This is a genomic window from Chryseobacterium sp. ZHDP1 (assembly GCF_018603435.1).
Classification (GTDB): Bacteria; Bacteroidota; Bacteroidia; order Flavobacteriales; family Weeksellaceae; genus Chryseobacterium; species Chryseobacterium indicum.
Window position 1 is genome coordinate 1720518 of sequence record NZ_CP075682.1, and the last position, 15117, is coordinate 1735634.

At 32.8% G+C, this 15117-nt stretch carries 15 protein-coding genes; 2 read left to right on the forward strand and 13 right to left on the reverse strand.

What is annotated here, in order from left to right; genetic code table 11:
• Positions 1–61 precede the first annotated feature (61 nt).
• Positions 62–667, reverse strand: a complete 606-nt coding sequence (locus KKI44_RS07810) for an alpha-ketoglutarate-dependent dioxygenase AlkB family protein (protein ID WP_002977361.1) — start codon at positions 665–667, stop codon at positions 62–64.
• A gap of 145 nt (positions 668–812) precedes the next feature.
• On the reverse strand, positions 813–1589 hold the full coding sequence (locus KKI44_RS07815; protein ID WP_027383734.1) for an XRE family transcriptional regulator: 777 nt from the start codon (positions 1587–1589) through the stop codon (positions 813–815).
• Between the two features lie 61 nt (positions 1590–1650).
• Between KKI44_RS07815 and dinB the strand changes: the two genes are divergently transcribed.
• Both dinB and KKI44_RS07825 read left to right on the forward strand, forming a co-directional pair.
• Positions 1651–2796, forward strand: coding sequence for a DNA polymerase IV (gene dinB / locus KKI44_RS07820; RefSeq protein WP_027383735.1), 1146 nt, complete (start codon positions 1651–1653; stop codon positions 2794–2796).
• Positions 2797–2804: 8 nt separating this feature from the next.
• Positions 2805–5879 carry a DNA polymerase III subunit alpha gene (locus tag KKI44_RS07825; RefSeq protein ID WP_214590571.1) on the forward strand — a complete coding sequence of 1025 codons (3075 nt, stop codon included), beginning with the start codon at positions 2805–2807 and terminating at the stop codon, positions 5877–5879.
• Positions 5880–5895: 16 nt separating this feature from the next.
• On the opposite strand, the gene KKI44_RS07830 is transcribed toward KKI44_RS07825, so the two are convergent.
• The 11 genes from KKI44_RS07830 to KKI44_RS07875 form a co-directional block, all read right to left on the reverse strand.
• Positions 5896–6237, reverse strand: coding sequence for a DUF2511 domain-containing protein (locus tag KKI44_RS07830; protein WP_002977357.1), 342 nt, complete (start codon positions 6235–6237; stop codon positions 5896–5898).
• 79 nt (positions 6238–6316) lie between these two features.
• On the reverse strand, positions 6317–7165 hold the full coding sequence (locus KKI44_RS07835; RefSeq protein ID WP_002977356.1) for a restriction endonuclease: 849 nt from the start codon (positions 7163–7165) through the stop codon (positions 6317–6319).
• Between the two features lie 11 nt (positions 7166–7176).
• The gene (locus KKI44_RS07840; RefSeq protein ID WP_002977355.1) at positions 7177–7626 is read right to left on the reverse strand and encodes a hypothetical protein; all 450 of its coding nucleotides are present in this window, start codon (positions 7624–7626) and stop codon (positions 7177–7179) included.
• A gap of 55 nt (positions 7627–7681) precedes the next feature.
• Positions 7682–9427 carry a DUF262 domain-containing protein gene (locus KKI44_RS07845; RefSeq protein ID WP_002977354.1) on the reverse strand — a complete coding sequence of 582 codons (1746 nt, stop codon included), beginning with the start codon at positions 9425–9427 and terminating at the stop codon, positions 7682–7684.
• A gap of 82 nt (positions 9428–9509) precedes the next feature.
• Positions 9510–10535: a hypothetical protein gene (locus KKI44_RS07850; protein WP_002977353.1), complete on the reverse strand. Its 1026-nt coding sequence runs from the start codon at positions 10533–10535 to the stop codon at positions 9510–9512.
• A gap of 90 nt (positions 10536–10625) precedes the next feature.
• A complete protein-coding gene (locus tag KKI44_RS07855) occupies positions 10626–11156 on the reverse strand; it encodes a hypothetical protein (RefSeq protein WP_002977352.1) in 531 nt (176 codons plus the stop codon).
• Between the two features lie 79 nt (positions 11157–11235).
• Entirely contained in the window at positions 11236–11358 is a 123-nt protein-coding gene (locus tag KKI44_RS22790) for a hypothetical protein (RefSeq protein ID WP_002977351.1), read from the reverse strand.
• A gap of 124 nt (positions 11359–11482) precedes the next feature.
• Entirely contained in the window at positions 11483–12184 is a 702-nt protein-coding gene (locus tag KKI44_RS07860; RefSeq protein WP_002977350.1) for a hypothetical protein, read from the reverse strand.
• A 61-nt stretch (positions 12185–12245) separates the two neighbouring features.
• Complete coding sequence (locus KKI44_RS07865) at positions 12246–13235, reverse strand: hypothetical protein (RefSeq protein ID WP_002977349.1); 990 nt, start codon at positions 13233–13235, stop codon at positions 12246–12248.
• A gap of 40 nt (positions 13236–13275) precedes the next feature.
• Complete coding sequence (locus KKI44_RS07870; RefSeq protein WP_185205014.1) at positions 13276–13998, reverse strand: hypothetical protein; 723 nt, start codon at positions 13996–13998, stop codon at positions 13276–13278.
• A gap of 235 nt (positions 13999–14233) precedes the next feature.
• Positions 14234–15073 carry a hypothetical protein gene (locus KKI44_RS07875; RefSeq protein WP_002977347.1) on the reverse strand — a complete coding sequence of 280 codons (840 nt, stop codon included), beginning with the start codon at positions 15071–15073 and terminating at the stop codon, positions 14234–14236.
• Between the last annotated feature and the right edge of the window lie 44 nt (positions 15074–15117).

Here is a 15117-nt window from a genome sequence, read left to right on the forward strand (position 1 = left end):
TATTAATACTTTCTTATTTTTTCTAAAATAGGAAAAGTTAATTGGATAAGTAAGAGTTTATTTAAATAATTAAACGAAAGGTCAAATTAATCCTTTCTTTCATTTTTACTGTTGATTTAGCAATTCGATGTTCCCAGTTTTCCTGTAAATCCCCTTTCATAATGAGTAACGAACCGTGAGGCAATGGCAAACTGTATTTGCTCTGATGATGGTCTTTTTTTCTGAAATCAAAGTTTCTGGTTTGACCTAAACTGATTGATGCAATCACAGGTCGTTTTCCATAGCGGCTTTCTTTATCTCTGTGCCATGCCACGGAATCATTATTATCACGATACAGGTTTAATAAAACACCATTGAACTGATACCCAAATTCTTTTTCTATCCTTTCTTTTAAAGTATAAAGCTCGGGAGTCCAAGGATTAGTTCCTGAAACATTTCCGTCTGAATCGTAAGAGCTATCATTTCCTCCATACCAAGCAGTAAGGCGGGGTGTTACAACTGTTTTATCATACATCTTCTGAGTTCGCTGTTCCCAAGGTGTCGTTTTCAGCAGTATATCTTTCAATTCATCGGCTTCTTTGCTGCTCAGGAAATGTTCCTTGTATTCCAAAAGGTCTTTTGGAAATTTATAAAACTCTTCCGTATCAAATAAACTCAGCTGACTCATTGCAATTTTCTATTAAAATATTTATATTTGATCTGGCCCGTTTATACGGGATTTTTTTCATCATTTGTGTTTTTGCTTCCCTTAGGAGATTTTTTTTTATGAAGTAATGTTAGGAAACTTATTTTTGAGCTTTATTCAAATGAATTCAATTCTTATCTCCTATTTTTTCTTTAATCTGTTTGATATCGGTCTTGATCTCTGTCATAAAGTTTTGAATATTACGTTCTGCAAATTCATCAGCTCCATATTCTATCGTATTGATACTACAGGCAAATTCCCAGATCTCTTTAATTTCAGATAATGGAATTTTATATGGCTCATAAAATTGATTGTCAGCTTTTACCCATATACTGTCTGCTTCATGAAACTGGAATCTTTTGTAACTGATTCCATCATTAGTGGTGATGAAAATATAAGTCCGGTCCGTTTTCAGATCAGAAAGATTTTCTACATATTTTCCAACAATATAAGTTCCGTTCTTATAAGGCGGCATAGAATCTCCGTCCGCTGGAAACGCTCTAAACTTCCCACCTTTTAAAAAAGGTAAGGATATCGTTTCCAAACTTTCTATGTATTCCGGATCTCCATAACCGTTCAGATAACCCATAGAGGCTTTTTGTGGAATAATCTCAATCTGATCGTTTCCATCCTGATCAACCCTGATAGGCAGAACAATCCTATTGTCAGGGAGCTCCATAATCTCATCAATCGAATATTTGCTGACGTTGATGGTCAAAAGTAAATCGATGCTGATATTATAATATCTTGAAATTTTCACTAAAATATCAAGGGGTGGCGCTGCGGCATCATCTTCATACTTACTATATCGGCCTCGGGTAATTAAAAGATCATCGGCAACCTTTTGTTGAGACAGATTGAGCTTACCTCTTAAATACCGCATGTTTTCTGATAAAATTGACATTGCTATAAATTATAGCAACAAATATACAATTTTTTGCTACAAATCGTGATAATTTTGTCAAATGGAACGAGCGATTGCACATATGGATCTGGATACATTCTTTGTTTCCTGTGAACGGCTGAGAGACTCTGTATTGGAGAATCAGCCCGTGATCATAGGTGGCGGAGATCGTGGTGTAGTAGCATCTTGTTCCTATGAAGCCAGGAAATTTGGGGTTCGTTCTGCGATGCCTTTGCGAATGGCTTTACGCTTATGTCCCGAAGCGCAGGTTATCAAAGGTGATATGGAGTATTATTCCAAAATGTCACATTTGGTGACTGAAATCATTCAGGAAAAAGTTCCTGTTATGGAAAAAGCAAGTGTAGACGAGTTCTATCTTGATCTGTCGGGCATGGATAAGTTCTTCGGCTGCTATCAATGGACAACCGAAATTGCGGAAGCGGTAAAGAAAAATACAGGTCTACCTATTAGTTTTGCATTGTCTACCAATAAAACAGTTTCAAAGATTGGAACAGGTGAAGCAAAGCCAGCCGGTAAATTAGAATTAAAACCGCTCGCAATACAGCCTTTTTTAAATCCTTTATCCGTCAGAAAGATTCCTATGGTTGGTGATGTGACCTTTGAACTCCTTTCAAGATTAGGTGTAAGAAAGATTGAAACACTTGCTAAAATGCCAGTGGATGTGCTTCAGGAATTAATTGGAAAAAATGGAACTGAGTTATGGAAAAAAGCCAATGGCATTGATTTAAATCCTGTGATTCAATATTCAGAGCGTAAATCCATATCAACTGAAACAACTTTTTCCGAAGACACCATCGATATTCCGAATATCAGAAGTATTCTTTCCGGAATGGTTGAACAGTTATGCTACCAGTTAAGACAGGAAAAATGGCTGACCTCAACGGTATCAGTAAGAATAAGATATGCCAACTTTGATACAGAGACTAAACAATGTAAGGTGGCTTATACCTCAGCAGACCACACATTGCTGAAATATATTCTGGAACTCTTCAAGAAAGTTTATACCCGAAGAATGAGAATTCGTCTTGTAGGTGTCAAGTTTACAGGACTGGTTCACGGAAGCCATCAGATGAATCTTTTTGAAGATACCGAAGAGCTGATCTCATTATATCAGACCATGGATAAAATGAAAGACCGTTTTGGTGCTAAAAGCCTTGGAAGGGCTTCCGGTTTTTTGACTCAATAAATAAAATTATGTTCCTCAATTGTCATACCTATCATAGCCTTCGTTATGGGACTATTTCTGTTGAAGAATTAGTTGATCTGGCTATGGATTATAAGCTGAAAGTTCTTGCGCTAACTGATATCAATACCGTAACGGGAATCTATCAGTTTTATAAACTGTGTGAAGATAAAGGCATTAAACCTATTGTAGGCGTTGATGTCAGAGTTGAAAATGAGCAGTATTATATATGCTTAGCGAAGAACCCGAAAGGAATAGCTGAAGTCAACAGGCTTTTGACCGATTATAATTGTGAAAATATTGAAATTCCAAAATCTAATCCTCAATTAGAAAACTGCTTTGTGATTTATACTTTACAAAATAAACCTGATATATTATTGGAACACGAGTTTATCGGAATCAGACAAGATGAGTTAAACCTTTTAATCAATTCTGAATTCAAATCCCTCACTCATAAAATGGTTATCCTTCATCCGGTAACGTTTAAGACTGATGACGAATACGAACTTCATAAAATATTACGAGCCATAGATGGTAATATTCTTTTTACAAAACTGGCTGAAAAAGATTATTGTAGAAAAGATGAGTTGTTTATGAGTAAGAAAACTCTTCTCGATCAGTTTAAGCATTACCCAGAAATCGTTGAAAACACGAAATTTATCGTCAGTCAATGCAGTTTTGATTTTGAATTTAAAACCCCGAAGAATAAAAAATATTATACTGACAGCAAGGAAAATGACTTTAAATTGTTATCCCAGCTTGCTTATGAAGGTTTATCTCATAGATATCCTGATAATAACAGACAGGCTATTGAGAGAGCTGAAAAAGAATTAACAGTTATTCATCAACTTAATTTTTGCGGCTACTTCTTGATTACTTGGGATATTATTCAATACAGTAAGCGTATGGGTTTTATGCACGTCGGAAGAGGAAGTGGCGCTAACAGTATTATAGCTTATTGTTTAGGCATTTCCGACATATGTCCTCTAGAGCTAGATTTGTACTTTGAGCGTTTTCTAAACTTAAACCGTAAAAGTCCTCCCGACTTCGACATCGATTGGAGTTGGAAGAATCGTGACACTATTTTGGAATACATTTTTGATAAATATGGAAAAAATCACGTTGCTTTTTGTGGAACTAATGTGGAGTTCAAGAGAAAATCGAGATTCAGAGAACTGGGAAAAGTCTTTGGACTGCCGAAAGATGAACTAGATCAGCTTTCAAAAAAACCGAGAGAACTACACGATCAAAATTCAATTGTTCAAGAGATTTATAAGTATGAACAGTTGTTAGTTGGATTTCCCAATCAAAGAAGTATGCATTCTTGTGGGATTCTTATTTCCGAAGAACCTATTACAAATTATTCAGTTTTAGAATTTCCTCCAAAAGAATTTCCAATTGTTCAGTTTGATATGCATACAGCTGAGGATATTGGTCTGGAAAAGTTTGACATTCTTTCACAAAGAGGATTGGGAACGATTAAAGATACCGTTAATCTAATTAAAGAAAAAAAGGGAATCAATGTAGATATTGAAGATACCAGAATCTCTAAGGATGAAGTCAAGTGCAATGAATTTTTGAGCATTGGAAAGACCATTGGTTGTTTCTACATTGAATCTCCAGCTATGCGTGGACTTTTGAGAAGATTAAAATGTGATAATTACAAAGTATTGGTTGCTGCATCATCAATTATTCGTCCAGGAGTTGCACAGAGTGGAATGATGCGGGAGTACATTTTCCGACACAATCATCCCGGTCAATTTGAATACTTCCACGATGTATTTGAAAAAGAATTAGGCGAAACCTATGGCATTATGGTTTATCAAGAAGATGTCATTAAAATTGCGATGCACTTTGGTGGAGTTTCTGCAGCTAATGGAGATGTTCTTCGAAGAGCTATGAGTGGTAAAGGACGATCACTTTCAGCTTTACAAAAATTAAAAGATGATTTCTTTGAATCCTGCAAAAGGAAAGGACATCCTGAGCAGCTTTCTCAGGAAGTATATCGACAGATTGAATCTTTTGCCGGCTACTCCTTTTGTAAAGCACACTCTGCTTCTTATGCCGTGGAGAGCTATCAGAGTCTGTTTCTGAAAGCCTATTACCCTATCGAATTTATGGTATCTGCTATTAATAATGGCGGTGGTTTTTACCGAACAGAAGTTTATGTACACGAGGCGAAGATGTCAGGTGCTAAAATTCATAACCCCTGCATTAACCTAAGCGAATTTCATACAACATTATATGGAACAGATGTGTACTTAGGTCTAATGCATATTGAAAAACTTGAAGCTTCTATCAAAGTAAATATCCCGGAAGAAAGGAAAGAAAACGGCGATTACGGATCATTAGAAGATTTTATAAAAAGAGTCAACATTGGTATTGAAACTTTACAGATATTAATTTTTGTCGGGGCTTTCAGATTTACCGGAAAGCAGAAACACGAACTTTTAATTGAAGCAAGATTCCTACTTTCAAAGAATCAATATAAAAGCAAGATCATATCATTATTTGAGGAACCTCAAAAAGATTATAAGCTACCGACAATAGATAGAAACCCTTTTGAAGACGCTTTTGATGAATTTGAAATTTTAGGATTTCCAGTTTCCTATTCGATCTTTGATTTACTCAAGACTAAATACAGAGGTCACGTTTTGGTTAAAGATCTCTTGAAGTATCATAAAAAACAGGTTAAAATGCTGGCATATTTAATTTCCAGGAAACACGTTCCTATCAAGATGAGAAATCATCCTGGAAAGAAAGACGATATGTATTTCGGAACATGGATCGATGCTGAAGGTGAGTATTTTGACACGGCACATTTTCCCGACAGTTTAAAACAATTTCCCTTTAAGGAAGGAGGAGTCTACCTTTTATTAGGAACTGTTGAAGTAGATTATCATTTTCCTACTATTACCATTACTAAAATGGCAAAAATGCCTTTGATTGCCGATCCGCGATATTCGATGGATGATGAAAAATCTAAAGAAATGGAAAGAAGTCTACGGGAAGACGTTAGTATGACTCACCGAAATCCCTATCCACAGGAACATGAAATTGGATTACCAAGAAAAAAGATAAACTGATTCTTTAGTATTCTTGTTATTTATTTTCACAAAGTTCCAGACCTTTAGTGATAAAATCTCCGTATGAAATTTTTAATCCAGCCCATTTGGGATCATCCAACCATATTTCATCAACTTTACTGATAGCAGCATTATTATGTGAAACACCTTTAGCAGTTCCATTTAAAGCATATGTCTTTCCATTGCTGGCCTTGCAGTAAATTTCTTTATATCCAGAACAATAAACTTCAACTTCATCAACTGAAAATGGCCATTTTTCTCCATACTCCAGCTTTGAAAATTTTATTGTATTTCGCTGGACTGGGTTAGAACACGATAATATTAATACTAAAAGTAATAAACTGTAAATAGCTTTCATTTTTTAATTTTGTCAAAGATAGATTTGAAAACTAAATTGACATTACGGGAAACCGTATTACTAAGAACATAAATAGTATTTATGACAAATCTTCTTTATTCACAACAATACCAAGCTGGGTTATAAGAAATGTCTTTTGTTCAAAGATTTGGTTCATAATCATCCATACTTTATCCACTAGAGAAAATGTTTTTTGATGGTCCTTATTAATAATAGTTAGTAAACCTGTGTAGGTAATGCTTTTTATCTTTTGATAATTTCCATTAAAAAACAGTCTATGATCTGTAAAATCGTAAGATTTCAAAACCATTTCAAAAGGTTTTTGAGTGTGTAGATTTTTTTTAAAAACCATTACAGAATCATACAATCTTATTTTTGTGCCATCTTTATTTTCAATATAAACCAAATATTGCTGTGTTTCAGGAAGTATAATTTCATTATCGTCATTTGTTTTAACAACTATTCTTGTGACCTCTGGTCTGCTCACATTGATCTTGAAAAATAAATCTAAAATTCCAAATTCAACTTCCTTCTGTTCATTATCATTATTTTCAGATTCTCTCAGCTGCACTATCTTTATATTATGATGTTCTGCAAACATTTGTGCATCCCGAGTAAATCCATTCCTTGACACAATAATTCCTCTTTGTATATCGGTATCATTGATGATAGAAAGAAGCTTCATAACTGTATCTTTAGTTACTTTTTTTTTCCAGTATTTACATTCGATAGCCGTTTTGTAAGTTTGGCAACCATCAAACTCAGCGGTCAGCACATCAATTTGATGCATAACCCCTGAATTACCTTTTATTTTACAATTCTGCCCATAACCCTCCACTGGAATATGATATTCTTTTTTTAAAGTATCATAAATATATTTTGTCAGAGATTCATAAATCTTCCAATCAAGACTGTTTAATTCATCCATCGTATTTCACATCAAATTACAACATATAGGTCTTCATCTTGATCATATATAGCCTTCCCTGATTTTACCAAAGGATTCCAAACTTTATCAATTGCTTCTGGCGTATTCCACTCACAATAATTATCAGATTTTTTCAAATTACTACTGGAAATTATCCTCTTTCCAAAAATTTCTCTACACTTTAGAAGAAGGCTGATCGAAATTCCTTTCCCCAAATAGTACTTACTACTGTCAGGATATAAGTCAACTACTTTTAAATCAGTTTCATTTTCCATCTCTAATAAAATGAGACTAAAAGAATCATCACTTTCCTTTGACTCTTCATACACTTCAAATACATAAGTAAAACCGTTATATGTCTCATTAAACATATAAGTACATCTAGAAGTAAATTGATAAGTCACATTATTTTTAGTACTTATAAAAATAAACTTTCTGGATTCATTAATCTCTAATATCATAGTGTACATTTTATTAAAAAATAAGATTATCAAACTGTTAACTAAACAAAAAAAATTAGAATTTAAGTTCCTCCATTAGTTTTACTGTCAAAATAACTTGACGCTGTTTTGCAAATTTATCAAATGATGAAAAATTTAAATCATTGGGAAAATAGTACTTTTTCTTATTAATTTTATTTGTAGAAACCCAATCTGCAAGTTGCTTTGCACCTTTTGACTTGTTTTCATTACCATCTAACATTTGGAGATTAATAATGGAATTAAAATACTCCGGATCTGTAAAGTATTCTCTATTAGAATCAGTCAATTGGATATTATTTAATTTTAGCTTTTTTTCATTGAAATTTGATATCGGATGACAATGATCAAGATTAAAATCTCCATCCTTATATTTTAAGTTAGGATAAAGTAATGCGAGTATGGGAAAAGCGTATCTATTTTCTTTCTGAGTATATAAAAGATTTTCTACAAACTCTTTATCGACGTTTATACTTTTATTGGTTTTAGAAAGCCTCTTTGCAATAGCGGCAGCAGGGAAAACTGCCGGAGACTTAGCAATTTCTTTTTTCAAAGTATCTCTGATAGCTTTTAATACACCTTCAGCTTGCCCGCCAAATATTTGATGTAGCAAAACAACATGAAGCCATTTTTTAATAATTGCTCTATCATCTTTATATGCAACTTTCTTATGAAAATCTTTTACTTTATCAGTTTTGTATAAATAATATATAATCGGAAGAACAGCATTTAATGATGTCAGTGTTTTTGGAGCATATCCAAAGTCTACAATAAGTTGAAAGACTTCTTTAATTGCTTTCCTAATATTTTCCCATTTACTTTCAAAATCTTTAGCATTCTTAATACTGAAATTGGTTACTCTAAATTTAATATCATCGTTGTACAAAATCAGATAGGTACGCAAAATCAAATCTTTGTTTACGGCAAAGCCGTATTCCTTTACAATTTCATCAACTAATCCATTAATTTCTTTGCGGGCATCTAGAATCATCCAACCTGAAATAGTTGTTGACATTACTAAATCCGAATAACTTAAGTTAATACCGCCTGAATTTATTCGTATAAAAATATCTAATGCTCTGGTAAAATCAGAACCTTTTTCAAGATAGTAGTGAATAAGTTTCTCAAGATGAACAATATCGTGAAGCCGACTCAATATCTCCTGAGCATCCTGATCTTCTATTTCGTGTTTCTTACAATAAGAATTCAGCTGTGCCATTCCGCGAATACCCAAAATATCTCCGACTTTGAACCATTTATTTCCATCTTCATTTTTTGCTTCTGAAGGTTTTAAAAACAAGAATTCATATTTTCTATCATCGTCACTATCGTTTAAGTCCTTGCTAGAATCCTTTTTATATTTAAGATTTAAATAAAGATATCTTGTAGGAATAGAGTGTTCATTATCTTTCCAAGCCAGATTATATTCGTGATAAGCATAAGAACCTTTCAACCCCAGATAAAGTGCAGTAAGGCGCTGCTGCCCGTCTAAAACGACTTCGAAGCTAGGAAGTTTTTTTGTATCAACTTCTTCTGATCTATTGAGGAATCTTTCTCTATATTTTTTTAAGATCCCATAAAATCGTTGGTTTTGTGTGTTATTACCTTCAACTCTCCAAAGCAACATTGAACCAATTGGATATTGTTGCATAAGTGAGTCAAATAACATCTCTATTTTTCCAGATGACCAAACAAAATCTCGTTGAATTGCAGGAAGTAAATATTGATTGTAATCTATTTTATCGATTGCATCTGCAATTGAAAGCGGAGGAAAAAATGACATAATTTATTTTTTAATTTTAATGTTTTTAGCTTTAAGAACTTTATGTTGATCACTTATAAAGGTCGAGATAACAAAGAGAATATCAATTACTACTCTTTTTATCAAACAAATATTTGCCTTCTTGTATTTCGAGATAGTCGATTACAAAATGCACAACTTTTCTGGCATCCTTCAGGACTTCTGGTGCTAGTCCAGGCACTTTAAATTGATTAATCTCTGAATTATAATTAATCATTTCACTATCAAAATTTTCAATCCCTTTTGGTTTACGTAATCTACAGTAAGGATTTATAATACTTAGATTTAAGGTTTCATTCAAGTTCCAGGAATTCTCAATATTTTTATTATAGAAATCTTTGTGCTTGTAATATAAGTTAGTTAAAATCACTAAGTCTACATTATTGTAATCAGCAGGGTCGCAAAAAGAACCATTAGTAAACAGACCTTCGGGGCCGTTAAGATAACCTACCCAGCTCTGCATATCCTCTCTATCACCACAGCATATTAATAAAATATTGATCTCATTTTCTTTTGATAAATCATTAAATTTTTCGTGCGCGTTAATCAGAAAATCTTTAAGATTATTATCCATACTTTTTAACTCAGAATGTTCTTTCAGAGATTTACCTTGCTTTATTAAACCTTCATCTATCGCATTGGAAAGTATTGACATTATGTCTAGCCTATTGTCAAGTCGACCATAAGTTTGATATTTGAAAGATTCTGTATTTTGTACCTTCTCTCTATTAGTAAAAGCCGCACATTTTACTTCAATATTGTATGTGAAATTGTTAGACTGAAATTTAACGTCTACATCTTTTTGATTTTTAGGGTTTACTTTAGCTTCGACCCTGAAACCATTTTTCTCACAAAAATAATTTGCAACTGCCAGCTCACAGGCACTTTGAATATAAGCTTTTTCGTCAAATTTTGCTTTTTTTAGCTGTAACTTATTTCCCCAGAGATCCTTGAAATCTCTATTGGATATAAACTGTTTAATTTTTGAAACAGATTCAATAAATTCATCAAAATAAATATTTCCGGAATTTTTTGCAATTTTAAGGTAATGACCATCCGGTACATTTAATTCATTAAATTCTTCTCTCATGAAGTGGCAATTAGTTTTGGATTTTAAGAAAATAACTTTTAGAATCACTGGGAAAGTGACTCTTAGATTTAGAGTGAATGACTTAGTTTGCTAAAGTCTCGCAAAGAAATATGCAAGATCAAAGATTTCAATTTCTTGTTTTTGATTATTAATATCATCAATATATATTCTCAAATCACCAACTCTTGTTAAAACACCTTCCATTTCTTTCTTATCGTCATACCAAGAAGTTGAATAAACTACATATAATTCTTTACCAACAACAGTTTCAAAATCAGCTTTTTTTACACTAAAGGGATCAAGAATATATTTATTAAAAATAAATAGAAAGTCAAATTCAAAGTACATATTATCGTAGAACCAATCTTTTACTGAGAGTCTAAGTTTATTACCATGCAAAGAATGATCTATAATATGTTCGTACCCAAAACGATATTCTTTTGGCTTTGGAGCATTAATCCTTAAAAGAACGACTGACTTTTCTTGGAAAATGATTCTGAATGGGCTTTTCTCTACTTGCTTTATAGAATCATGTTTCTTGATAACTGAGCAAAAACAATTGAAATCCTGATCAATTTTTAAATTATTTCTTCTCAAGAATTCAATAATGGAATGTTGCATAACGTAAATTATTAGTTTTTTATAAATTTACAAAAAAAGCCTGAATAGATATTCAGACTTTAGAATGTTTTAAACAGAGTTATTTTTTAGGTGTAGAAGGCTTACTACTTCCTCCACTTGAAGTTTTAGCAGGATTGTTTCCCCTATTTCCTCCAGAAGGATTTCCTGTTTTACTTGGCCAGTTTTTGTTTGAATTACTCATTATTTTAATTTGTTTTAGTGCCTACTACTTTTAACGTCGATGTTGGGCTAGTTTTGACATGATCATGTAATCGAAATACGTGCCAAATGTTAAAAAAAGTTAAAATAAGAAATTATTTTAGGAGCTATCCATTATAATCAAAATCAGCCAATGGATGTTTTACTCTTTCAGCGGTCGGAATTAGAGAATTGAATCTTATTATAACTTTAATTACCTGCTCAATTAGAAGAAGTTGTTCTTTACCAGTAATATTATTAGGTTGGTTTTGAATCAATTCTAATTTAACTTTTGACTTATTTATTACGGAAGTGTTATCTTCAATTTCTAAACTATGATTCGGCTTAGTGTGAATTCCAAAATTGTGCATTGTATTTCGCAAATAGAAAAAATAGATAATCACATCTCTTTCATAAGCTGTAATACCTGCAAAAAAGGAAATCATACTTAATAACTTTTCAAAAGTCTCCTTTATAGAAGTTTTATTAATTGTATTAGCCCTTGCCTCAAAGTGCTTTGCTATAGCTCTAAAGTTGGTTTCAATGGAAATAAACAGAGCATTATAAAAGGCATCTTTAATGAATCCATTAAAATTATGATCTAGATCAACCAGATCATTTTCTACAAATCCTTCCCAAATATTTTCTTGAAGATATTTAATATCACTTAAGTGTGTCGATAATTTAAGAGCAATCAGGTAATTTTGAATGCTTGATGCAATAGCATCCATTGTTATGTTTCTAACATCTTCCAGATCACCGTGATTATTATTAGAAGATGCAAAATTTAGTAATTTCGATACTAGTTCAATCTTTTCGTCAAATTCCATAGATAGTTTTTTAATTTTTATATTTTATTTATTTCAATCCGCTTTACTTCAAATACGAAAGTTATCTGAGTTTTTTGTCTACTAAAGCAAGATATTTCATTCCTGATTGGTCAAAGACATTTTCCGTTTTTTCAATTTTCATCGCGGAATATACAGCATTTGCAAATCCTGGTAATCCCCAAAGCATAGATTTTAAATCTCCGGTGGCTACAATTCCTTGCGTGGCACCAATAATCCCACATACTGATCCGAAAATAATATTTCCTATTTGACTCTCTCCCATTTTTGCGGTTAGCTCACCTTTTCTAATCACCAATTCTCTGATCTTTTCGTTAAATAAATCTGTCCCCTCTATTACTGTGGGATCAAGCACAAGTAATTCAACTCTGCTTGTAAAAGCATCTAACAGATCACCATGCTTCTCCTTGAAGCGCAACATTTTATCTAACTTTATATTTTGTGGAAATGGGATCAAACTTTCTAAAATCGTCTGCCTTTTTTTTTGGTTTTTTAGATTTTTAATACTGTAAAACCTTGACCTTAAATTATCAGTCATAGGAATTCTGTTCGTCTTAGCTCCAATTATGGTAGCTACGAACTTCATTAATTGATCTGCCGTTTTTGTTTCCACTGCATACCAATTTCCCTCTGCTCTACTGGCAAGCCCTAAATTTTCAAGACTATAGAAGACATTATCATCAAACTTATCAGCGTGTATTCTGGCAGAAGAAAACTTCTGAGAATGCACTAAATTCCTTTGACTATTATAGAATCGATTTTGTGCTTTTTCAAGTGAATTTTTATTCTTCTCAATCTCGGTAACGAAAGGTTTTGTTACTTCCCAAGGTTCATCAAATATCTCAATAGGATTTATAGGAACTATCAGAGACATTCTAACAAGCTCCATCATAAACGGGTCATAATTCCGTTCTGGTTGCCAAAGATATTCCTGAGGTACAATCGCAGCAATATCCTTGTAATAAAGAAGAGTTCTTATAGTCCAGTCATTATCCGGTACATTGATATAAGGGTAATATAAAATATCACTCATAGTAATTAGTTTTTAGTTTTTAGTTTTTACAATAATTTGGTTATTCTTTATCTAAGTCATTTCTTTTTTTAACCTGTTCGTCATGATGGTCATTAATTATGGCAAATAAATCTTTCATATTCCAAAGGTTTGTAAACATAAAAGTGGAATTATTAAATCCAGAATTAAAGCGGTTATAGATTCCCTCCGCAATATCAGAAAGTTGCTTTATTTCAGCGAGGCTTTCAACTTCTATCTCACCAAGTTTATCAGGATCGAAGTGAGCATAATAAGAGTCTCGTCTTGCTTTAATTTTCTCAACCAAAAACTCCGCCTGATTAATCTCTTCTCTGGAAATAGCAATAGCATTTTTAATATCTGCTTTATGTTTAAACAGATAGTCATATTCACCTTCACTACCATTTTCAGAAAGCTTACGATTTTTAGTCAGCATCTCTTTGAGTTCTTCGTCAAAATCGCTGTTTTCTAACTTATTCATCAATTTTTTCAGGCTGCGTTTTTCATCCTGAACAAACAGTTTAGACAATGTTAGTGTTGCAAAGGAATAAGCTAGTGCTACATAATGCCCTAAAAAATAACTAAAAGGAGCAATTTTTTCTCTGCTTTCATTATTTTGCTCAATAATCTCGTCAATATTTGAAGTGCAGATAACTAGATCACGAATCATAATTTGGAAATACTGCATAAAGCTATTCAGCTCATCTTTTGTAAAAATATTTTTCATTAAACTAATATAAAAAATTGTTTTTAGTTGTTTCTCCAAACATTTACATCCGTGTAGACAAGCTTTTTCAGCTCATTAAATCGAGTATCATCCAGATCTTTTCCGCAAATGACTTCATGCAAGACCCCCGCGTAATCTTTAATTTCTTGGTTAACAATTTTTGCAACTGTTTCCAGTTGATCTTCTGTAAGATTTATATTTTTATTTTATTATTATCTAGGTTGATAATCTTTAAGGTTTAGTTATAGATTTGTTACAGTATTAAAGAATTTTTTTACAATTTTAGTCCAGCTGCAATACCTAATCCAAAGAATCTTTTTCCTTGATATGCCCAAGCATCTGCATTACTTCCTGTCATAAAATCATATCCATAACTAAAAATAATTCCTATATCATTTCTTGCAATCGTTAAACCTGCTGAAGGAGAAAGAACAAGATTACTTGGATTATAAGTAGTAACAACTTTTTTCTTCAGCGGTTCTTTTCCCAAGCTTGCTGATGAGAATCCGAATGAAGCTCCGGGAGTTACCGACCAGCTGGTACTTGACCTGTGTGAAAAAGTTGTCCAACCCCATGAATATCCAACAGAAAAACCCAAATTAATATTCCCAGTTACGACATTAGCAGAGTACTGATTATTATTATAGTCGACAACTGAAGGTCTAACTTTTACACCTATAGCGTTAATTCCGACAATAACGGTCTGGTAATGCAGAGTAATGCTTCTTGTAGGATCGCCCACTTTATCTCTACTCAATTTCACAAGTTTAAGTTTATTAGGAGTAGCTGCATTAATAATTCTTTCCTGACCGTAACAGGGATCTACTGCGCCTTTAGCATCAGAGCCTCCTTTATCATGCTCTATTTGCCAAGGGTCAATAAATAATTCTCCATCCTTATTGGTTACTAAACATTTAAAAGATTTATTTAAGGCAGGACAAAAACTGTAATTAGTCGTAGTACCGTCAGTAATCACATACCCTTGATCATTTAAATCTTTCAATTTTTCTTTAGAAATGTGATAACGAAATTTGAGTCTGTAGCTGCTAGTTTGTGAATGTAAAAAAGTGATCATGCTGAAAAGCATAAACAATCCCAGAATAATTGTTTTCATGTTTTATTAGTTTTTTGGTTATGAGGTAAATATACAAATATAAG

What these genes read in the sequence shown, in the direction of transcription:
- KKI44_RS07810 (WP_002977361.1), bottom strand. Translation starts at nt 667, where the DNA reads ATGAGTCAGCTGAGTTTATTTGATACGGAAGAGTTTTATAAATTTCCA.
- KKI44_RS07815 (WP_027383734.1), bottom strand. Translation starts at nt 1,589, where the DNA reads ATGTCAATTTTATCAGAAAACATGCGGTATTTAAGAGGTAAGCTCAAT.
- dinB (WP_027383735.1), top strand. Translation starts at nt 1,651, where the DNA reads ATGGAACGAGCGATTGCACATATGGATCTGGATACATTCTTTGTTTCC.
- KKI44_RS07825 (WP_214590571.1), top strand. Translation starts at nt 2,805, where the DNA reads ATGTTCCTCAATTGTCATACCTATCATAGCCTTCGTTATGGGACTATT.
- KKI44_RS07830 (WP_002977357.1), bottom strand. Translation starts at nt 6,237, where the DNA reads ATGAAAGCTATTTACAGTTTATTACTTTTAGTATTAATATTATCGTGT.
- KKI44_RS07835 (WP_002977356.1), bottom strand. Translation starts at nt 7,165, where the DNA reads ATGGATGAATTAAACAGTCTTGATTGGAAGATTTATGAATCTCTGACA.
- KKI44_RS07840 (WP_002977355.1), bottom strand. Translation starts at nt 7,626, where the DNA reads ATGATATTAGAGATTAATGAATCCAGAAAGTTTATTTTTATAAGTACT.
- KKI44_RS07845 (WP_002977354.1), bottom strand. Translation starts at nt 9,427, where the DNA reads ATGTCATTTTTTCCTCCGCTTTCAATTGCAGATGCAATCGATAAAATA.
- KKI44_RS07850 (WP_002977353.1), bottom strand. Translation starts at nt 10,535, where the DNA reads ATGAGAGAAGAATTTAATGAATTAAATGTACCGGATGGTCATTACCTT.
- KKI44_RS07855 (WP_002977352.1), bottom strand. Translation starts at nt 11,156, where the DNA reads ATGCAACATTCCATTATTGAATTCTTGAGAAGAAATAATTTAAAAATT.
- KKI44_RS22790 (WP_002977351.1), bottom strand. Translation starts at nt 11,358, where the DNA reads ATGAGTAATTCAAACAAAAACTGGCCAAGTAAAACAGGAAATCCTTCT.
- KKI44_RS07860 (WP_002977350.1), bottom strand. Translation starts at nt 12,184, where the DNA reads ATGGAATTTGACGAAAAGATTGAACTAGTATCGAAATTACTAAATTTT.
- KKI44_RS07865 (WP_002977349.1), bottom strand. Translation starts at nt 13,235, where the DNA reads ATGAGTGATATTTTATATTACCCTTATATCAATGTACCGGATAATGAC.
- KKI44_RS07875 (WP_002977347.1), bottom strand. Translation starts at nt 15,073, where the DNA reads ATGAAAACAATTATTCTGGGATTGTTTATGCTTTTCAGCATGATCACT.